A 19,334-nucleotide genomic window follows, 5' to 3' on the forward strand; every position below is an offset into this window, starting at 1 on the left:
GATGATCACGCGACGCACTGCATTCACGCTTCTCGGCGCCACGGCACTGCTGCCGCTGACCGCGCATGCGAAAATCACCGACCGGCTGTATCTGAATGCCTATGGCGACAAAGGCGGTTTCGGTCTGGCCGGTTTCGATGCCGATGGCGCGATCCGCTACCGGTTGCCACTGCCGGGCCGCGGCCACAGTTTCGCGCGCCGTGCCGATGGCCGACTGGCCGTGGCGTTTTCGCGGCGGCCGGGCGATTACGCACTGGTCTTCGATCCGATGGCCGGCGCGGCCACGCATCTGATCCTGGCGGCCGAGGATCGCAATTTCTGCGGCCACGGCGCCTTCACGCCGGATGGAAAACTGATGTTCGCCACGGAAGCCATCGGCTCCACCGGCGACGGCGTTCTGGGCGTGTATGATGCCGCCGACGGCTGGAAACGGGTCGGCGAATATTCCACGCACGGCCTGGATCCGCATGAGGTGCGCCTGATGCCGGATGGCCGCACGCTGGCGGTCGCCAATGGCGGTATCCTGATGCGGGCGGACATGCCGCGGCTGAAGCTCAACATTCCGAACATGGACCCGTCGCTGGTCTACCTGGATGCCCGGGACGGCAGCGTGATCCGGCAGGTCCGGCCGGCGCATGACCTGCGCCAGCTCAGCATCCGCCATATCGCTATCGACCGGCGCGGCCGGGTTGCCGTGGCCATGCAGTATGAAGGGCCTGAACAGGACGAGGTGCCGCTGGTGGCTCTGCATGACGCGCCGGCGGGTGCCGGCCAGTTCCGGTATCTGCCGATGCCGGAGGCGCAGCGGACGGCCATGCGGCAGTATTGCGGCTCAGCCGCCATGGACGCCGGCGGACGCTTTCTGGCGGTCAGCAGTCCGCGCGGCAACCGGGTGCTGGTCTGGGACCTGGAGCGACTGGCACTGACGCAGGTGGGCGAGGCCCGTGATGTCTGCGGCATTGCCGCCCAGACGGAAGCCGGTTTCGTTGTGTCGAATGGTCTGGGAGGTTTATTCAGGCTGCAGAACAATGGCGGGATGGAGACTCTGGCCAATGCCAGCCGATTGCAGTGGGACAATCACATGATGGCCATTACTTGAAGCCTAAATGCTGAATTTCCCGGAAAACCGATAATATATATTTTCCATAATATACATTATCCGATAATAAGATTACAGTCACGCTGTTGGACCGGCGCATCCCTGCAGATTCAATCCGGCCTCCTGGCGCGAAATACGGACGGATCGGCTCACTAGGTAAATCCCCTTAGGTATAAGACCCAAATATTCGAGCCGCCGCTTTGCCAGTACACCTCTGCCAACGCATTCACGGGTGGAGAATCAAAATGGCGACCGCACAAGCAGCTCTGCAGACCGAAGGCTTCCAGCGCGCCCTGCCTGCCAATCTCACGACCCGCCGCTATCCCGCAGCCCGCAGCACCGATGCTGTCGTTGCCCTGCCCGGGATCGCCGGCCCGCTGCAGCAGCTTGGTCAGACCATGCATTACATGCGCAGCGAGGTCGTCGAGGACGCCGGCGATCCGGCCGACTATGTCTACAAGGTGGTTAGCGGCACCCTGCGCGCCGTGCGCCTGCTGGCTGACGGTCGTCGCCATATCGCCAAATTTCTCACCGCCGGCGATTACTTCGGGATTGCCGAAGGTGACGACTATACCAGCGGCCTGGAAGCCATCACCGACTGCACCCTGATGCGGTATCCGCGTAACAAATTCCAGACCACCCTTGAATCCGATGCCGCAGCCGGCCGCCAGCTTTTTGGCCAGATTTGTCGTCAGCTGGAGGCCAGCAACCATTTGCTGCTGCTGCTGGGTCGCAAGACGGCGGCCGAACGCCTGGCCAGTTTCCTGCTGTCCTTCTGCCAACACGGCAATTCGGAAATCTGCCTGCCGATGTGCCGCAGCGATATTGCCGATCACCTCGGCCTGACCATCGAAACCGTCAGCCGGGTCATCACCAAATTCAAGCAGCAGCGCTGGATCAGCATGCAGGATGCCAGCCATATCCGCATCACCGCTCCGGACAAGCTTGAGGCACTCGCGGCGAACTGAAGCCAGCGAGCGCAATCACCCTCTTCCTCCCCCTGTCGCAAGACAGACCTTGAGGCCGGCAGCCCCCCCCCCGCTGCCGGCCTATTTTTTACTGGGACAGAAATGGCGTAATCAGATCGGGATGCAGGTGTCAGGAACGGCGCAGGGCCTGCTCGATGGCACCGAACAGCTGGGTGTGCGAGAGCGGCTTGTCGATCAGCGCGAGGGCGCCGAAGGCACTGGCCTGTGCTTCGATCTGGCTGTCGCGGCGGCCGGTGATCAGGATCACCGGTATGGTGACGCCACGTTCGCGGAGTCGCCGCAGAACCTCGGTTCCCGGCAGACCCGGCATATGCACGTCCAGAATGACACAACCGTCAGCCAGGTCGAGTTCGCTCAGAAAATGATCGCCGGATTCGAAATCGCTCACCTGATAGTTGCTGACTTCCAGCAGGGCGCGCAGCGAATCGCGAACGACATCGTCGTCATCGACAACATAGATCATGGGGGCGCCTGCAGTGCTCATCGTGAAGTAATGCGATACTGCAGCACATGTTGCAATTAAGGGGATTCACCTAAGGCAGATGCCGTCCCCTCGTCGCTGCCGACGCCAACCGCAAGTGCCATCCGTACAAGATGGGACAGGCTCTCGGCATTCAGCTTTTTCATCACATTGGCCCGGTGTATTTCCACCGTCCGCGGGCTGATGCTCAACTGGAACGCGATGATCTTGTTCGGATGCCCAATCACCAGCAGACGCAGAACATCACGTTCCCGGGCCGTCAGCGAGGCAACACGATTGCGGGCATCGGTCTGGTCGATCTGCCCCAAAGCCCCTGCCCTGGCGCTGTCCAGCGCGCGTCGGACCGCATCCTGCATGGCCGCCGTGGTGTATGGTTTCTCGATGAAGTCGACGGCGCCGGCCTTCATGGCGCGTACGGCCAGCGGCACATCCGCATGGCCGGTTACTACGATGACAGGCAGATTCACTCCCTTGCTGCGTAGATGCTCGAGCAGGGTCATGCCATCCATGCCTGGCATGCGCAGATCGATGATCGCACAGGACACTTGGACCGGTGTGTAGCCGAGGAGAAAAGCTTCTGCTGAGGCAAAGGCGATGACATTCAGGCCCGTCGACATCAGCAATGCGCTCAGCGACTCGCGCACGGCCTCATCATCATCGACAATAAAGACGGTCCCTTCACTCATTGACCGCATCTCCGGATACATGCGCCGGCAGGCGGAATTTGAAGATAGAACCGCCGCCCGGATTTGGTTCGGCCCAGAGATGTCCGTTATGCGCGGCAATGATCGACCGGCTGATGGACAGACCGATGCCCATGCCGTCCTTTTTGGTGCTGACAAATGCGGTGAAAAGCTTATCGGCAATGCCTGGTGCAATGCCTGGTCCGGTGTCGCGTACCGCGACCTCTTGCCCGCCATGATAACCGGAGGTCTGAATCAGCAATTCACGCCGCTCAGCATCGCGCAGGACTTCGACGGCGTTGCGCACCAAGTTGACCACGACCTGCTGAATCTGAACCTTGTCGATACTGATCGGCGGCAACGTTTCGTCGAGATCGAACTGCACCTTGATCCCATCGATCCGGGCGCCAACGGTGGCCAGATTGCTGGCTTCGATGATGATTCGGTTGAGCTCTTCCTGACTCCGCTCTGCGGTGCCTTTTTCCACGAAGTTGCGGAGCCGCCGGATAATCTGTCCGGCGCGTTCGGCCTGACTCACGGTCTTGCCGAGAAACTCGCTCACCTTGGACGGAACCGCGAGGCCGGAGATTTCCAGCATCTGTCGCGCCGCTTCAGTGTAATTCATGATCGCCGTCAGCGGCTGATTGAGCTCATGCGCCAGCGAGGATGACAGTTCGCCCATGGCGCTCAGTCGCGAGATATGCACCAGTTCGGCAGTCAATTCGCGAACCTGCCGCGCAGAGTGATGGCGTTCTGTTGTATCCCGGATTACGCCGATGAAGCCGCGCTGACCGCTGCTGCGCATCTCGCCGATCGACAGGTCGATGGGAAATACCGTGCCATCCTTATGTCGGGCTTCGACCTCGCGCCCGGTACCGATGATTTTGGCCTTTCCGGTGGTGATGTAGTTGCGGAGGTAGCCGTCATGCTCGCCATGATAAGGCTGCGGCATCAGCATATTGACATTCCGCCCGATCACTTCGGCGGCGGCATATCCGAAGATACGTTCGGCCGCCCGGTTGAACATTTCGACACGCCCCTGGGTATCGATTGCGATAATTGCGTCATGGGCATTGTCGATGACGGCGCGGAAACGTTCGCCGGACTGCCGCTGTGCCCGGATGGCTTCGCGATAGGAGAATCCGACGGCCATCACCAGAACCAGCGTGATGACAAGAACAATCGCAGGCCCCTGCCATTCGTCGGTGATCTCAAAGATGGCAAAAGACAGGGCAAGGCCAGAGATCGCGAGGGTCGCGATGACGAAAACTTCCAGCCACCTAGCCATTATAAACGGTCGCGTCATGAATCGGGCCTGAACATCCGGGATACGCTACTCGCTATGCTATTGACTCGATAGCAATTTGCGAAGGGGGATTCTGGGAGTATTTTCCCGATTTGGCGAACCTGCCCGCCGGGCGAGCCATTTCCGCCCCATCTCTGTTCGAAGATTTTTTGGTTCACTGAGCAAAACCTTCAAACTGTCACACAAACTCATCACTATTGCAGTGGCTGATTTCCTGCAGAGTGACAGGGTGTGTGGATGCCGGGTAAAAACAGAAAGACGACCATTGTTGCGGTCAGCGAAGCAGATCTGCTCGCCTATTCCTCGGGGCTGCTGAAAAGCTACGGTAAATCCGCCCATGGCTATGCCCGCCGACGCGCTGTGGATTTAAAGAATTGCGGTGATATCGAAGGCGAAGCCGTATGGCAAAATCTCGCCGGGATACTCGAGCGCGAAGGCAATCGCAGCTAAAATCGCAATCACCCGATAATTCATTTCATCCCCCGGCCGCTGATCGGGCCGGGGTTGCCATTGGTTTTACCGTGACCAATTCCTCTTCTTCCCCACCGGCCTTTCAGCAGCGCCTGACGATCCGCGCCCTGTTGCTGGGTGAGCGTATCGATACGGCCGGACTCGAGCGTTCCGATACAATCTCGACAAATCCGTTCGCCTTTCGCATCGGTGGGCAAGGTATGGCAGTGTTCTTCCGCTACGGCGCGGTTGTTCTGGCCGGATTATCCCCGCTGGAGGAAGACGACCTGCTGCGTCAGCTCGCGCCCCGCATCAACGGCGCATTTCAGCCGGTCGAGGATGAAATTGCCACTGTGGTACTGCAGATCGAGGGCGACGACAGCATCCCGCCCGGCGGTCCGATGCAGTTGCGCGAACTCACGCCGGAGCGTTTCCTGATCATTGCCGATGCGATGGCCAAAAGCGTCGCCCTGGCCCATAACGAGCGTCAGCTCAGCGTGGTGTTCGATGTCATCGATCCGCTTGCCCGCGCCATGGCAGGAAACGGCAGGGTGCCCGGCAACCGCAAGCAGCTGCTGCGGTTGATAGGCGAAGCCCTGCTGGTCGAGCACCGCATGGCCGGCCGCGTCGCCGTGGAAGACAAGCCCGACGTACTGTGGGACCGGCCGGAGCTTGAGCGCCTGTTCAACCGCCTGCAGGACGAGTATGAGCTAACCGAGCGCGCAGCCGCCCTGTCGAACAAGCTGTCCGTGATCCAGGCCACCAGCCGGGCGCTGACCGACCTGATCGATGCCCAGCGCAGCCTGCGACTGGAAATGGCGATCGTGCTCTTGATTGTATTTGAGATCGCCCTCACCTTGGCGCATTGGTAACCGGGCCTCCAGCCCGTCAAACGGAGCGGGTGACAGGATGAGCGGACAGCCGACCTTTGCCGTCGCAGGCGGATTCCTCGGTGCTGCCGGCGGCACCGGCAAGACCGGTATCGCCATCGCCGGCATTCCCTTCGATATTGCCACCACCAACAGGCCAGGCGCTCGTTTCGGCCCTGAGGCAATCCGCCGTGCCAGCAAGATGCTGGTCGATGGCGATCATCCCACTCTGCGGCGCGACCTGACCAAGGGACTGACCGATGCCGGCGATTTCGCCATAGCGCTGGGTGACGTACCGGCCAGCCTGGCGCTGATCGAACAGCAGGCCGCGCAATTCGCGCATCTCGTCACATTGGGCGGCGATCATTCAATTGCCCTGCCGCTGCTGCGCGCTCTGCGCAAGCGGCTCGGTGGTCCGCTTGGACTGGTGCATTTCGACGCCCATGTCGATACCTGGCCGGACAGTTTCGGACAGCCCTACGGCCACGGCTCATGCTTCTATCATGCCATCAACGAAGGCCTGGTCGATCCGCGCCGCATGATCCAGATCGGCATCCGTTCGCCGGTCCAGACCGACGTACTGGACTGGACACTGAGCCAGGGAGTCACCATCGTCAGCGCGCAGGATGTGCATGAGCGCGGCATCGAAGCAGTGGCCGCGCAGATTCGCCAGACTGTCGGCGAGGCGCCCAGCTATCTGAGTTTCGATATAGATGCGCTCGATCCTGCCTTCGCGCCCGGTACCGGCACGCCGGAGATCGGTGGACTTGCCACCTGGCAGGCACAGGCGTTGCTGCGACGGCTGGGTGGCCTGAACTTCGCCGGCATGGATATGGTGGAGGTGGCGCCCGCCTACGATCACGCCGAACTGACGGCGCTGGCGGCGGCTACTCTCGTCTACGAGTATCTCGCGCTGCGCACCTAGAATTATGACATTTTGCCCGTAATCGAAATTTCCTCTTGCATCGCGGCGCATTTGGTTTAAATGCCTGCATCAAGACGCAGGTCGCACGTGCCCTAGGCCAATATCGGTCAAGCAACGACGCACGCGTCCTTTTCGGAGAGCCAGCCGCGTGGGCTGGCGCCTTGAAGGAGCTGACGATGTTGTTCAGGCACATTCGGAGCTTGGTTTAGCTCCCGGCTTGCCGATCCCAGGTGATGACCCGCGCAAGCGGCGAGCCGGATTGGCAGCATTCCACCAAAATTCGCTTTACCCACCGTTTTCCAGCGGTGTGGTTTGACGTCTTGGAGGATCTGCGGATGACCGCGTCCAGCCTGCGTGTTGCCGTCACTCCGCTGCGCCGCGATCCGTCGCGACGACGCGGCGTTGCACCCCTGCCCTCGGTCGATGCCGTGGTCGCGTCGCTGCGCCCGGAAGAGCCGCTGCATTGCCTGCGTCCGGCCGCGATCACCGCGGCGGCGCGCTCCTTCGTCGAAGCTTTCGAGGGTCGCACGCTCTATGCCGTCAAATGCAATCCGGAACCGCGCGTGCTGTCGGCCTTGTGGCGCGGTGGCGTGAAGGCCTTCGACTGTGCCTCGCCGGCCGAGATCGCCGTGGTCCGGCACGTGTTGCCTGAGGCCACCATTCACTACATGCACCCGGTCAAAGCCCGTTCGGCTATCCGCACGGCCTGGCGGCAGCATGGCGTGCGCGATTTCGCCATCGACAGCGAAGCCGAGCTGGAGAAAATCTTCGCCGAAACCGGTGCGACCAGCGATCTCGGCCTGATCGTCCGCATCGCGCTGCCCAAAGGCAAGGCGGCACTGGATCTCTCGGGCAAGTTCGGCATCGCCGCCGAAGCGGCGCCGGCGTTGCTATGTCGCGCCCGCGCGGCGGCGCAGCGCCTTGGTATTTCGTTCCATGTCGGTTCGCAGTGCAGCGATCCGGCGATGTGGTCAGCCGCCATCGCGCGCGCTGGCGATATCGCTGTGGCGGCCGGCGTGAAGCTCGACATCCTGGATGTTGGCGGTGGCTTTCCTGTCGCCTATCCGGGCGACGACCTGCCGCCGCTGGCCGCCTTCATGGCGGAGATCGACGCCGGCGCTGATGCGCTGCGCGAACGTCTCGGTGCAGCGGCGCCGGAGCACATCTGGGCCGAGCCCGGCCGTGCGCTCGTGGCACAGGGTGCCTCTGTCGTCGTGCAGGTGCAGGCACGCCGCGATAGCAGCCTGTACATCAATGACGGCGTCTATGGCAGCTTGGCCGATGCCGGCACGCTGGCCTGGCGGTTTCCGCTGCGCCTGCTGCGTGCCAGTACCGCGTCAGAACGCGTTTTCACGCTGTTCGGCCCGACCTGCGACAGCCTGGACCGCATGGATGGCGGCTTCAGCCTGCCCGCTGACGTGACCGAGGGCGACTGGATCGAGATCGGCCAGCTTGGTGCCTATGGCGCCACGCTGCGCACGGCTTTCAACGGCTTCGATCGCGGCCAGTTGGTCGAGGTCAGCGACGCCCCGCTGCTGCGTACGCCGGGATATGCGGTGATCTGAAAGGCCGGGGGCGCTGTGTTTCGGCGCCCCTGCCATTCCTCAGGCCCAGGTCGTGGCAAACACAGAAGCCAGGTCACTTGCCGTCGTCGGATCAAGCACGAACTGGCCCATCGGCGGTGCGGTATAGAACGCCATCGCATCGACCAGAGCCTGTACATTGGCAGCAGACAGGCTATGGCTGCCGTCCATGGTCTGGATACTGTCGACCCGGCGGGTACTATCGGTATACCAATCCTTCAGTAGCACCGTACTGGACGCTTCTCCGATCACATCGATCTGCAGGTCGTTACCGGTATGGCTGAACCATAGCTGGTCATACCCCACCCCGGTCATGAACTTGACGATATCGGTGGTGGTGGATGGATCCGAGATACCAGCCTGGACGATGCTGTCGACACCATCGCCCCGAGTAACTTGATAGAGATCGCCGCCGTCGCCGCCGTCCAGTGTGTCATTGCCGGTTCCGCCGATCAGCGTGTCATTCCCGGCCTCGCCAGTAAGGGTATCATTACCGCCACCGCCATCGAGACGATTGGCGCCAGTCGTGCCCTGCACGCCGTCGTCAAATGCCGTCAGAACGGCATTCTCAATGCTGGCCAATGTGTCGTTGAGTGCGGCGCCGCTACCATTGCCATTCAGCAGGCTGATCGCCACGTAGCTGTCCAGCCCGCTGTAGTCCACCGTGTCGATGCCCGAACCACCATCCATGCTGTCACCGCCGCCGCCGCCGATCAGCCAGTCATCGCCGCCTTCGCCGAACAGCTGGTCGGCCCCGGCGCCACCATCGAACCGGTTGGCGCTGTTGTCACCACGCGCGGTATCGTCGAAGGCAGACAGGATGATCGTCTCCACGCCGGAGAATGTATCGCCGGCAGCATAGCCACCGGCATTGTTGGCCAGCAAGTTAACCGCAACCATGCTGGTCGCTCCGCTGTAATCGACGGTGTCGGTATTGGCCCCGCCATTATAGGCATCCGCACCGGCCCCACCGATCATCCAGTCATCGCCATTGCCGCCGGTCAGCGTATCGTTGCCGTCACCGCCGATCAGAATGTCGTTCCCGCCCTCGCCCAGCAGCGAGTCATTGCCAGCACCACCCTCAAGGCGGTTGGCACCAGCAGTACCCTGAACACTGTCGTCGAAAGCCGACAGGATAGCATTCTCGATGCCATTGAAGGTGTCGCCCGCGGCATAGCCGCCGCCATTGCCAGCCTGCAGGCTGATCTGCAACGCTGCAGTCGCACTACTGTAGTCGGCCGTGTCGACACCATTGCCACCAACCATGGCATCGGCGCCCAGGCCGCCAATCAGGATGTCGTCGCCATCGCCGCCATTCAGCTGGTCATTACCCGCACCTCCGGACAAAGTGTTGGCATTGGCATCGCCAGTCAGGATATCGACGAAGGCAGAACCCGTCAGGTTCTCAATGCCAGTGAGCGTGTCGCCCGCCGCATCACCACCGGTATTGACCCCGGTGGCAAGATTGACCGTGACGCCTACAGCCGAACTGGCATAGCTGGCGGTATCGATGCCGCCGCCGCCATCCATGACGTCGGCGCCAGTCCCGCCTTCTATGATATTATTGCCGGTGTTGCCGGTCAGCGTATCGGCATTCGTCGAGCCGACGAGATTTTCAATGCTGGTATACGTATCGCCGGCTGCATCGCCGCCGGTTGCAATGCCGGTGTCCAGGTTGACCGTAACGGCAGCAGCAGAGCCCACATAGCTGGCCGTATCGCTGCCGTTGCCGCCATTCAGCGTATCGGTACCCGCGCCACCGATCAGGATATCGTCGCCATTCTCGCCCAGCAGCGTGTCATTGCCAGCACCGCCATCAAGACGGTTGGCGCCAGCGGTGCCCTGCACGCTGTCGTCAAACGCTGTCAGAACCGCATTCTCGATATTGGTGATCGTATCATAGAACGCCGCCCCGCTGCCGTTGCCATTCAGCAGGCTGATCGCGACATAGCTGGCGAACCCACTGTAATCCACCGTGTCGATGCCGTTGCCGCCATCCATCGTATCGCCGCCACCACCACCGATCAGCCAGTCATCGCCGCCCTCGCCCAGCAGCAGGTCTGCGCCAGCGCCACCATCGAGGCGGTTAGCATTATTGTCGCCCTGTGCGGTATCGTCGAAAGCCGTCAGGATCACATTTTCGATGCTGGTATAGATGTCACCGAAGGCATAGCCACTGGGCGAACCTGCCAGCAGGCTGATGAATGCAGCACTGGTGCCTTCGCTGTAGGAAACCGTATCAATTCCCGCCCCGCCATCCAGGGCATCCGCGCCCGCACCTCCGATCAGCAGATCGTCGCCATTACCGGCTGTCAGCGTATCGTTGCCATCGCCACCAATCAGGACATCGTTGCCGCCTTCGCCCAGCAACGTGTCATTGCCGGCGCCGCCCTCAAGGCGATTGTTGCTGGCGTTGCCCTGCACACTGTCATTGAACGCAGAGAGAATGGCATTCTCGATTCCGCTGAAGATGTCGCCTGCCGCATAACCACCGCCGTTGCCGGCCTGAAGACTGATCTGCAGAGCGCTGGTGGCCGTGCTGTAATCCACTGTGTCGATACCGTTGCCACCGACATGGCTGTCAGCGCCCAGGCCGCCGATCAGCCAGTCGTCCCCATCGCCGCCAGTCAGTGTGTCGTTGCCGGCACCGCCGTTCAGGATGTTATTGCCGGCATCACCCGTAAGGGTATCGACAAAGGCCGAGCCGGTAATATTCTCAATGCCGCTCAGCGTATCGCCTGCCGCATCGCCGCCCGAACCGGTTCCAGTGGCAAGGTTGACCGTGACGCCAGCCGAGGAAGCAGCGTAACTGACGGTATCGGTGTCGGCGCCGCCATCCAGCACATCCGCACCCGCTCCACCATCGATCAGGTCATTTCCATCAGCGCCGGACAGGGTATTGGCGCCAGTATTGCCCGTCAGTATGTCATTGAAGGATGACCCGGCCAGGTTCTCGATGCTGCTGAAAGTATCGCCCGCCGCATCGCCGCCGGTCGCTGTGCCGGTTGCCAGATTGACGGTGACTGCGACAGACGAACCGGTATAGCTCGCCGTATCGCTGCCATTGTCGCCTGTCAGCACATCCGCGCCGACACCACCGATCAGCGTGTCGTTGCCATCGGCACCATTCAGCGTGTCGCTGCCTGCGCCACCGTTCAGCAGGTTTGCGCCGGCGTCACCGGTCAGCGTATCGGCATTCGCCGAGCCGATAACATTTTCAATACTGACAAGGACATCGCCCTGCGCGTCGCCACCCGTGTTGTCCCCCGTCGTCAGGTCGACGATCACCCCTGCCGAGGACGCTGCATAGCTGACCGTATCGACGCCATTGCCGCCATCTAGCGTGTCGGCACCGGCACCGCCAACAAACAGGTCATCGCCATCGCCGCCGCTCAGACTGTCGGCATTGGCGGACCCTGTCAGTTGGTCGGAAAATGCCGAGCCGATGATCTGCTCGATGCCGACCAGCATGTCGCCCTGCGCAGATCCGCCACTGCCGGTCCCTGCTGCCAGGTTGACGGACACGCCGGCCGTGGAGTCCGCATAGGACACGACATCGGTATCCGCTCCGCCATCGAGATAATCGGCGCCGTCAGCACCCGCCAGCGTATCATTGCCGGCACCGCCATACAGGCTGTTGGGGCCGGCAGAGCCCGTCAGGCTGTCATTTCCGGCCGAACCGATCACCGTCTCGATGCTGCTGTAGGTATCGCCCTGGGCATCGCTGCCTGTGCCGCTGTTGGCGGCAAGGTTAACGGTCACAGCACCGGACGCGCTGGCATAGGTCACGGTATCGGTGCCACCGCCGCCGATCAGGTTATCGGCGCCCGCGCCACCATCCAGAATGTCATTGCCGTTGCCGCCGTCCAGGACATTGCTGCCCGCATCGCCGGTCAGCGTGTCGGCCTGGCCGGAGCCGAAGAGATTCTCGATACCAGTCAGCGTATCGCCCTGCGCATCGCCGCCCGCGCCCGTGCCGGCTGACAGATCGACCGTCACGCCGGATGCGGAGCTGCTGTAACGCGCGGTATCCGTGCCGTTGCCACCGACCAAGCTGTCGGCGCCAGCCCCACCGATCAGTGTATCGTTGCCATCGCCGCCATCCTGCGTATCGGCGCCGGCACCGCCAGTCAGACTGTTATTCCCCGCATCGCCAGTGAGCACATCATCGAAAGCGGAACCGCTCAGGTCCTCAATGCTGACAAGAGTATCGTTCTGTGCATCGCCGCCGCTGCCGGTACCCGTCGCCAGGCTGACGGTTACACCGACCGAGGACTGCGCATAGACGGCAGTGTCTGCCATACCATCGCCGCCAATGAGGGTATCCGCACCGGCACCGCCGATCAGCGTGTCATTGCCGTCACCGCCGTCCAGAACATTGTCGCCAGCATCGCCGATCAGCAGATCGTTGTAGGCTGAGCCGGTCAGGTTCTCGATGCTGCTGAGCGTATCGCCGGCCGCTTCGCCAACATTGACGATGCTGTTGTCGAGGCTGACTTGAATGGACGATGCCGCACCGGCATAGCTCGCGGTATCCGTGCCATCGCCGCCATCCAACATGTCGGCGCCACCGCCGCCCTCCAGTGTGTCATTGCCTGCCAAGCCGGAAATCTGATCTGCGTCGGACGTGCCGTTCAACGTGTTGTCGAGGGCATCGCCTGTGATGATTGCCATGGCTTGCAGTCCCTTTTTCTAAGGAGAATCGCGAAAATTACAGTCCTCACAGATTCCGCAACCTGGAATATCGTGTCAATTACCTTTGCGAGCCTATGTGGATAAATTTATGTATTTATAGTTGAAGTATTATGATTGTATCGTGGTACAGACATGTGCCTGCCAAAGGGGCCGGTAGCCGCACATTGCCCTTTCCGGCATGCTTGCCGGGCTGATTCCCGAGGGCCCGCATGACAACTCCCCACGACCTCTCCAGCCTGGCCGAACTGCTGCGCATCATGGCGCGGCTGCGTGATCCGGATGGTGGCTGCCCCTGGGACCTGGAGCAGAATTTTGCCACCATCGCGCCCTATACTATCGAGGAAGCCTACGAGGTCGAGGATGCCATTGCGCGCAACGACCTGCCGGCCCTGAAGGATGAGCTCGGCGATCTGCTGCTCCAGGTGGTGTTCCACGCGCGCATGGCCGAGGAAGCCGGCCATTTCGCCTTCCCCGATGTTGCCGCCGGCATTGCCGACAAGATGATTCGCCGGCACCCGCATGTTTTCGGCGACGTCGATGCGCAGCACGCCGATACGGTCTCGGCCAATTGGGAAAGCATCAAGGCCGCAGAGCGTGCGGCCAAGGCCGATACGGCAATGGAACAGGGGCTTTCTCCTGTGCTGGCTGGCGTAACCGCCGGACTTCCGGCGCTGCTGCGGGCGGTGAAGCTGCAGAACCGCGCCGCACGGGTGGGCTTTGACTGGCCCGATAAGCGCCCCGTTCTGGCCAAGATCCGGGAAGAGCTGGCCGAGCTGGAAACGGAGATCGATGCCGGCAACATCGCAGGTATTGACGAAGAGTTCGGCGATTTCCTGTTCGTTGTCGCCAACCTCGCCCGGCACCTGAAACTCGACCCGGAAGCCTCGCTGCGTGCAGCCAACCGGAAATTCGAAGGTCGCTTCAGCAAGATGGAAGCAATTTTGCTTGCCGATGGCAAACAGCTCGCGGATTGCGACCTGGTCACTATGGATGCCGCCTGGGACAGGGCAAAAGCCTTGGGAAAAAAGCCCTGACGCCACTTTCTCCACACCGTTGCGTTGTCCGATTCAGCTGCATCGGCGCGCCACATCACCGTCTAGGGGCGGCATAGCTTCGCCTACGCGAGTCTCAAGCGAATCAGGGGTTTGCCTTGTGACCAGGAACCGATAACCGCGTCTTGGGCGGAACTTTTCGCAACTGCAAACGGTTACTTGAAGCCTTCCCCAACACAGGAGGACTTCAGCCATGCGCAAGATCGCAATCGCCGCCGTTTCCGCTTTCGCGCTACTCGCAACCATCATGCCCCCAGCCGCCTATTCCGCCAGCAGCGGCACCTGGGATCAGGTCGAAGGCAACTGGAACCAGTTCGCCGGCAAGGTGAAGCAGCGCTGGGGCAAGCTGACCGATAACGACGTCACCGTGATCAATGGCAAGCGTCAGGAACTGGTCGGCAAGATTCAGGAGCGCTACGGCATCGCCAAGAAGGAAGCGGAGAAGCAGGTCGAGGAATGGGAGAAGACCCAAGCCGTCCGCTAGCGCTTCCCCATCAGATGAAGACGGGCGGCCGGCATTTCGGCCGCCCGCTTTTTCCCGCCATCCCTATCACAACGGAGCTGACATGAAGGACCACCTTGAAACCAATGTGAAAGCCGCCCTGCCGTCCTGGGACCGGATCGAGGGAAACTGGAAGCAGTTCTCCGGCAAAGTCCGCGAACGCTGGGGCGAGCTGACTGACGACGATCTGGATGTGATCGCCGGCCGTCGCGAACAGCTCGTCGGCAAGATTCAGGAACGCTACGGCATCATCACCGACCAGGCCGAGCGTCAGGTTGCGGCCTGGATGAACGAACTGTCCGACACCGGCCGCAGGTCCAAGATCAGCAGGCACTGAACGGTGCACCGCACCGCCTGAAACACACAAAAGGAGTTTTACCATGGCAACCGCAACACGCACCCGCCGCCGCATCCGCTCCCCCGAGGCCGAACTTGCCGAACTCCGCGGCCAGGTCCTTGATCTGGGCAGCGAGCTTGGCGCTCTGGTTTCCCGTGCCAAGACCGATGGCACGGCACTTGCCGAGGCCGAACTGTCGCAACTGCAGAACCGGATCATCGAACTTGGCGGTGATCTGAAGGATCGCGGCCGCGAAGCAATCGACCGCATCGAGGAAACCGTGCAGGAGCATCCGGCGACCAGCCTGCTGGCAGCTTTTGCCGCCGGCGCCATGATCACTCTGCTGCTGCGCAAATAGCATGAGCATCTCAATATGAGTAGTTTGGCGACACTGCTGCCCGGCTTGCTGCTCAGCGGGCTGCAGGCGGCGGCATCGAAACGACAACGGCGACGGCTTGTCGTCGTCGCCGCTCTGGGCATCGTTGCATTTGCCGTGCTGTCCGCCAGCTGCATCCTGTTCGGCTGGGGATTGTTCCTGGCCTATGGGGCCACCATGGCCCCGCATTGGGCTGCGGTCGCCGCCGGTGGCACCCTGCTCGGTTTCATCCTCGTCCTGGGGGTTGCGGCCGCGCTGGTCTGGACCTACTGGCCGAGCCATGGCCTGCAGGACGAGATCAACAAGATCAAGGATGAGATCGAACCCCTTGCCCGCAAACATCCGCTGGCCAGTGTCGGCGTCGCAGTCGGACTGGGGGTATTGCTGACGTCGCTGCTGAAACGCTGATCATCCGACCATGAAAAAAGGCGCAGCCCGCAAGCTGCGCCTTTTTGCTGTCCAGAAACCTGAAATGGCTCAGAATGGAATTTCGTCGTCCATGTCGTCGCGACGCGGAGCAGAACCGCCGCCCCCGCCCGACCGGCCACCGGAGGAGCCACTGCCTCCGCCGTAATCATCGCCACCGCTGCTGAAGCCACCACCCCCGCCGCCGCCTTCACGGCCGTCCAGCATGGTCAGTTCGCCACGGAAGCGCTGCAGTACCACCTCGGTGGTGTATTTCTCGGCGCCGTCCTTGTCGGTCCATTTGCGGGTCTGCAGCGAGCCCTCAATGTAGACCTTGGAACCCTTCTTCAGGTACTGCTTGGCGACCTTGACCAGATTCTCGTTGAAAATCACGACCCTATGCCATTCGGTGCGCTCCTTGCGCTCGCCCGAGGCCTTGTCGCGCCAGGTTTCCGAGGTGGCCAGGGACAGCTGGGCGATCTCTTCGCCCGATTGCATGCTGCGAATTTCGGGGTCACGCCCTAGATTACCGACCAGGATCACCTTGTTGACGCTGCCAGCCATATCTTAACCCCTATCCGTTCACGAAGTGATCTTATATCATGAGTCGGGCGTATAATGAAAGCCCGGCCCGAAAAGCGCAATAATCGGCCCCCCAGATACGGCGTTTATCCATGCAGAAGTTCATCTCGGTTCGCGGTGCCCGCGAGCACAATCTGAAGAATGTCGATGTCGACATCCCGCGCGACAAGCTGGTCGTCCTGACCGGCCTGTCCGGCTCGGGCAAGTCATCGCTTGCCTTCGATACGATCTATGCGGAAGGCCAGCGGCGCTATGTCGAATCGCTCTCGGCCTATGCCCGTCAGTTCCTCGAACTGATGCAGAAGCCCGATGTGGATCATATCGATGGCCTCAGTCCGGCAATCTCCATCGAGCAGAAGACGACGTCAAAAAATCCGCGCTCCACCGTTGGCACCGTCACCGAGATTTACGACTACCTGCGCCTGCTGTTTGCCCGTATCGGCGTGCCTTACTCGCCGGCCACCGGACTGCCGATCGAGAGCCAGACAGTCAGCCAGATGGTGGACCGCGTGCTGGCGATGCCGGAAGGCACCCGCCTGCTGGTACTCGCGCCCATCGTGCGTGGCCGCAAGGGCGAATACCGCAAGGAATTGCAGGACCTGCTGAAGCGCGGCTTCCAGCGCGTCAAGGTCGACGGCAAGCTGCATGAGATCGCCGAGGTGCCAGCGCTAAACAAGAAGCTGAAACACGATATCGAAGTGGTGGTCGACCGTGTGGTAGTGCGCGAGGGTATCCAGACCCGACTGGCGGATTCCATCGAGACGGCGCTCAATCTTGCCGACGGGATTGCCTTCGCCGAAAATGCCGACAAGGACGAGCGCACCATTTTCTCGGCCAAGTTTGCCTGCCCGGTCTCAGGCTTCACCATTGAGGAGATCGAGCCGCGGCTGTTTTCTTTTAACAGTCCGCATGGCGCCTGCCCGACCTGCGATGGACTCGGCTCGAAGATGTATTTCGACGCCGCCATGGTGGTGCCGGAAGAAGGCATCAGCTTGCGCGAGGGTGCCATCGTGCCGTGGTCGCGCGCCGCCACGCCATCGCCCTATTATCTGCAGACACTGGAAGGGCTGGCGAAGTTCTACAAATTCTCGCTGAACACTAAGTGGAAGGAACTGCCGGCGAAGACCCGCAACGCCATCCTGCATGGTTCGGGCGATGATGTCGTGCCGATCAGCTACGACGACGGCATGCGCACCTACACGGTGAAGCGGCCCTTCGAGGGCGTGCTGCCCAACCTGGAGCGGCGCTGGCGTGAAACCGAGTCCGACACGATCCGCGAGGAACTGTCGCGCTATCAATCCGCCACGGCCTGCGAGACCTGCAATGGCTATCGCCTCAAGGCCGAGGCGATGGCGGTGAAGGTCGGTGGCCTGCATATCGGCCAGGCCTGCGAATTCTCGATCCTGGAAGCCCGCCAGTGGTTCCTTGATCTGACCAAGAAACTGAAGCCCAAGGAAAAGGACATTGCGGCGCGCATCCTGAAGGAGATCAATGACCGACTCGGCTTTCTGGTCAATGTCGGCCTTGATTATCTGTCGATGTCGCGCTCGTCCGGCACGCTGTCAGGTGGCGAAAGCCAGCGTATCCGGCTGGCCTCGCAGATCGGCTCCGGCCTGACCGGTGTGCTCTATGTGCTGGACGAACCTTCCATCGGTCTGCACCAGCGCGACAACGCCAAGCTGCTCGAGACGCTGGTGCATCTGCGTGACATCGGCAACACGGTGCTGGTGGTCGAGCATGACGAGGAAGCGATCCGGCAGGCGGATTATGTGATCGATATGGGCCCGGCGGCCGGCGTGCATGGCGGCGAGATCATCGCCGAGGGTACGCCCGCCGACATCATGGCCGCGAAGAAATCGGTCACCGGCCAGTATCTGACTGGCGCCCGCTCGGTGGCGATCCCCAAGCAGCGGCGCAAGCGCGTCAGCAATAAGCAACTCAGGTTGGTCGGCGCCAAGGCCAACAACCTGCAGAATGTCACGGTCGAATTCCCGCTGGGCCTGTTCACCTGTGTCACCGGCGTATCGGGCGGCGGCAAGTCGACGCTGACCATCGAGACGCTGTACAAGGCGCTGTCGCGCAAACTGAACAACAGCCGCGAGCTGCCCGGTGCACATGAGCGGATCGAAGGACTGGAATGGCTCGACAAGATCGTCGACATCGACCAGTCGCCGATCGGCCGCACGCCGCGCTCCAATCCTGCCACCTATACCGGCGCCTTCGGTCCGATCCGCGACTGGTTCGCCGGTCTGCCGGAAGCCAAGACGCGCGGCTACGCGCCCGGCCGTTTCTCGTTCAACGTCAAGGGCGGCCGCTGCGAGGCCTGCCAGGGCGACGGTCTGATCAAGATCGAGATGCATTTCCTGCCCGACGTCTACGTGCAGTGCGACGTCTGCAAGGGTAAGCGCTACAATCGCGAGACTCTGGAAATTCACTATCGCGACAAGTCGATTGCCGATGTCCTGGACATGACGGTGGAGGACGGCGCCGAGTTCTTCAAGGCGGTGCCGACCATCCGCGAGAAACTGGAAACGCTGAACCGCGTCGGCCTCGGCTATATCAAGATCGGCCAGTCGGCCACCACGCTTTCGGGCGGCGAAGCCCAGCGCGTCAAGCTGGCCAAGGAATTGTCCAAGCGCGCCACCGGCCGCACGCTTTACATCCTCGACGAGCCGACCACCGGCCTGCATTTCGAGGATGTGCGTAAGCTGCTTGAAGTGCTGCACGAGCTGGTCGATTCCGGCAACACTATGATCGTGATCGAGCATAATCTTGAGGTCATCAAGACCGCCGACTGGATCGTCGATATGGGGCCGGAAGGCGGCAATGGCGGCGGGCGCGTCGTTGCCGTAGGCACGCCGGAAGATGTGGCCAAGGTGAAGGACAGCTATACCGGCCAGTATCTGAAAGAGTATCTCAAGCCGGCCGCGCAGCGCAGCGAGCCATCCACCAAGAAATCGCGCCGCGATGCGGCGGAGTAACCACCAGAGGGGAAGTCAT

17 protein-coding genes are annotated in these 19,334 nt (G+C 61.6%); 12 read left to right on the forward strand and 5 right to left on the reverse strand.

Annotated features, from left to right (window positions below):
• The first annotated feature begins 1 nt into the window (after window position 1).
• Window positions 2-1,099, forward strand: a complete 1,098-nt coding sequence (locus tag OJJ21_RS22820; protein ID WP_297690190.1) for a DUF1513 domain-containing protein — start codon at window positions 2-4, stop codon at window positions 1,097-1,099.
• 245 nt (window positions 1,100-1,344) lie between these two features.
• A complete protein-coding gene (locus OJJ21_RS22825) occupies window positions 1,345-2,067 on the forward strand; it encodes a helix-turn-helix domain-containing protein (RefSeq protein ID WP_297690192.1) in 723 nt (240 codons plus the stop codon).
• Between the two features lie 130 nt (window positions 2,068-2,197).
• On the opposite strand, the gene OJJ21_RS22830 is transcribed toward OJJ21_RS22825, so the two are convergent.
• The 3 genes from OJJ21_RS22830 to OJJ21_RS22840 are packed head-to-tail and all read right to left on the reverse strand — an operon-like array spanning window position 2,198 to window position 4,558.
• Entirely contained in the window at window positions 2,198-2,551 is a 354-nt protein-coding gene (locus tag OJJ21_RS22830; RefSeq protein WP_297690194.1) for a response regulator, read from the reverse strand.
• A gap of 56 nt (window positions 2,552-2,607) precedes the next feature.
• Complete coding sequence (fixJ, locus tag OJJ21_RS22835) at window positions 2,608-3,255, reverse strand: response regulator FixJ (protein ID WP_297690196.1); 648 nt, start codon at window positions 3,253-3,255, stop codon at window positions 2,608-2,610.
• On the reverse strand, window positions 3,248-4,558 hold the full coding sequence (locus tag OJJ21_RS22840; protein WP_297690198.1) for a PAS domain S-box protein: 1,311 nt from the start codon (window positions 4,556-4,558) through the stop codon (window positions 3,248-3,250). Before OJJ21_RS22840 ends, fixJ begins: the two co-directional genes overlap by 8 nt.
• Window positions 4,559-4,795: 237 nt before the next feature.
• Here OJJ21_RS22840 and OJJ21_RS22845 point away from each other — a divergent pair, with 237 nt between their 5' ends.
• From OJJ21_RS22845 to OJJ21_RS22860, 4 genes are all read left to right on the forward strand, one after another.
• On the forward strand, window positions 4,796-5,008 hold the full coding sequence (locus tag OJJ21_RS22845; RefSeq protein ID WP_297690200.1) for a hypothetical protein: 213 nt from the start codon (window positions 4,796-4,798) through the stop codon (window positions 5,006-5,008).
• 221 nt (window positions 5,009-5,229) lie between these two features.
• A complete protein-coding gene (locus OJJ21_RS22850) occupies window positions 5,230-5,880 on the forward strand; it encodes an RMD1 family protein (RefSeq protein WP_297690202.1) in 651 nt (216 codons plus the stop codon).
• A 37-nt stretch (window positions 5,881-5,917) separates the two neighbouring features.
• Complete coding sequence (gene speB, locus OJJ21_RS22855; RefSeq protein WP_297690203.1) at window positions 5,918-6,802, forward strand: agmatinase; 885 nt, start codon at window positions 5,918-5,920, stop codon at window positions 6,800-6,802.
• Window positions 6,803-7,137: 335 nt separating this feature from the next.
• Window positions 7,138-8,367, forward strand: a complete 1,230-nt coding sequence (locus OJJ21_RS22860; RefSeq protein WP_297690205.1) for a type III PLP-dependent enzyme — start codon at window positions 7,138-7,140, stop codon at window positions 8,365-8,367.
• A gap of 39 nt (window positions 8,368-8,406) precedes the next feature.
• On the opposite strand, the gene OJJ21_RS22865 is transcribed toward OJJ21_RS22860, so the two are convergent.
• Window positions 8,407-13,059: a calcium-binding protein gene (locus OJJ21_RS22865; protein WP_297690207.1), complete on the reverse strand. Its 4,653-nt coding sequence runs from the start codon at window positions 13,057-13,059 to the stop codon at window positions 8,407-8,409.
• A gap of 230 nt (window positions 13,060-13,289) precedes the next feature.
• Between OJJ21_RS22865 and mazG the strand changes: the two genes are divergently transcribed.
• From mazG to OJJ21_RS22890, 5 genes are all read left to right on the forward strand, one after another.
• Window positions 13,290-14,114, forward strand: coding sequence for a nucleoside triphosphate pyrophosphohydrolase (gene mazG / locus OJJ21_RS22870; RefSeq protein ID WP_297690209.1), 825 nt, complete (start codon window positions 13,290-13,292; stop codon window positions 14,112-14,114).
• A 265-nt stretch (window positions 14,115-14,379) separates the two neighbouring features.
• The gene (locus OJJ21_RS22875) at window positions 14,380-14,616 is read left to right on the forward strand and encodes a CsbD family protein (protein WP_297690279.1); all 237 of its coding nucleotides are present in this window, start codon (window positions 14,380-14,382) and stop codon (window positions 14,614-14,616) included.
• An 82-nt stretch (window positions 14,617-14,698) separates the two neighbouring features.
• Window positions 14,699-14,971, forward strand: coding sequence for a CsbD family protein (locus tag OJJ21_RS22880; protein WP_297690211.1), 273 nt, complete (start codon window positions 14,699-14,701; stop codon window positions 14,969-14,971).
• A gap of 43 nt (window positions 14,972-15,014) precedes the next feature.
• Window positions 15,015-15,329 carry a hypothetical protein gene (locus tag OJJ21_RS22885; protein WP_297690213.1) on the forward strand — a complete coding sequence of 105 codons (315 nt, stop codon included), beginning with the start codon at window positions 15,015-15,017 and terminating at the stop codon, window positions 15,327-15,329.
• Window positions 15,330-15,344: 15 nt separating this feature from the next.
• Window positions 15,345-15,755 carry a hypothetical protein gene (locus tag OJJ21_RS22890; protein WP_297690215.1) on the forward strand — a complete coding sequence of 137 codons (411 nt, stop codon included), beginning with the start codon at window positions 15,345-15,347 and terminating at the stop codon, window positions 15,753-15,755.
• A gap of 69 nt (window positions 15,756-15,824) precedes the next feature.
• On the opposite strand, the gene ssb is transcribed toward OJJ21_RS22890, so the two are convergent.
• Window positions 15,825-16,316, reverse strand: a complete 492-nt coding sequence (gene ssb, locus OJJ21_RS22895; RefSeq protein ID WP_297690216.1) for a single-stranded DNA-binding protein — start codon at window positions 16,314-16,316, stop codon at window positions 15,825-15,827.
• Between the two features lie 110 nt (window positions 16,317-16,426).
• On the opposite strand from ssb, the gene uvrA reads away from it, so the two are divergent.
• Window positions 16,427-19,315 (forward strand): excinuclease ABC subunit UvrA, encoded by a 2,889-nt coding sequence (gene uvrA / locus OJJ21_RS22900; RefSeq protein WP_297690218.1) that lies wholly within the window; start codon window positions 16,427-16,429, stop codon window positions 19,313-19,315.
• Window positions 19,316-19,334: the final 19 nt, after the last annotated feature.

The organism is Ferrovibrio sp., from assembly GCF_025869515.1.
Lineage (GTDB): Bacteria > Pseudomonadota > Alphaproteobacteria > Ferrovibrionales > Ferrovibrionaceae > Ferrovibrio.

Excerpts from the sequence above, each read along its gene's own strand:
- OJJ21_RS22820 (WP_297690190.1), top strand. The coding sequence starts at position 2 with ATGATCACGCGACGCACTGCATTCACGCTTCTCGGCGCCACGGCACTG.
- OJJ21_RS22825 (WP_297690192.1), top strand. The coding sequence starts at position 1,345 with ATGGCGACCGCACAAGCAGCTCTGCAGACCGAAGGCTTCCAGCGCGCC.
- OJJ21_RS22830 (WP_297690194.1), bottom strand. The coding sequence starts at position 2,551 with ATGATCTATGTTGTCGATGACGACGATGTCGTTCGCGATTCGCTGCGC.
- fixJ (WP_297690196.1), bottom strand. The coding sequence starts at position 3,255 with ATGAGTGAAGGGACCGTCTTTATTGTCGATGATGATGAGGCCGTGCGC.
- OJJ21_RS22840 (WP_297690198.1), bottom strand. The coding sequence starts at position 4,558 with ATGACGCGACCGTTTATAATGGCTAGGTGGCTGGAAGTTTTCGTCATC.
- OJJ21_RS22845 (WP_297690200.1), top strand. The coding sequence starts at position 4,796 with ATGCCGGGTAAAAACAGAAAGACGACCATTGTTGCGGTCAGCGAAGCA.
- OJJ21_RS22850 (WP_297690202.1), top strand. The coding sequence starts at position 5,230 with ATGGCAGTGTTCTTCCGCTACGGCGCGGTTGTTCTGGCCGGATTATCC.
- speB (WP_297690203.1), top strand. The coding sequence starts at position 5,918 with ATGAGCGGACAGCCGACCTTTGCCGTCGCAGGCGGATTCCTCGGTGCT.
- OJJ21_RS22860 (WP_297690205.1), top strand. The coding sequence starts at position 7,138 with ATGACCGCGTCCAGCCTGCGTGTTGCCGTCACTCCGCTGCGCCGCGAT.
- OJJ21_RS22865 (WP_297690207.1), bottom strand. The coding sequence starts at position 13,059 with ATGGCAATCATCACAGGCGATGCCCTCGACAACACGTTGAACGGCACG.
- mazG (WP_297690209.1), top strand. The coding sequence starts at position 13,290 with ATGACAACTCCCCACGACCTCTCCAGCCTGGCCGAACTGCTGCGCATC.
- OJJ21_RS22875 (WP_297690279.1), top strand. The coding sequence starts at position 14,380 with ATGCCCCCAGCCGCCTATTCCGCCAGCAGCGGCACCTGGGATCAGGTC.
- OJJ21_RS22880 (WP_297690211.1), top strand. The coding sequence starts at position 14,699 with ATGAAGGACCACCTTGAAACCAATGTGAAAGCCGCCCTGCCGTCCTGG.
- OJJ21_RS22885 (WP_297690213.1), top strand. The coding sequence starts at position 15,015 with ATGGCAACCGCAACACGCACCCGCCGCCGCATCCGCTCCCCCGAGGCC.
- OJJ21_RS22890 (WP_297690215.1), top strand. The coding sequence starts at position 15,345 with ATGAGTAGTTTGGCGACACTGCTGCCCGGCTTGCTGCTCAGCGGGCTG.
- ssb (WP_297690216.1), bottom strand. The coding sequence starts at position 16,316 with ATGGCTGGCAGCGTCAACAAGGTGATCCTGGTCGGTAATCTAGGGCGT.
- uvrA (WP_297690218.1), top strand. The coding sequence starts at position 16,427 with ATGCAGAAGTTCATCTCGGTTCGCGGTGCCCGCGAGCACAATCTGAAG.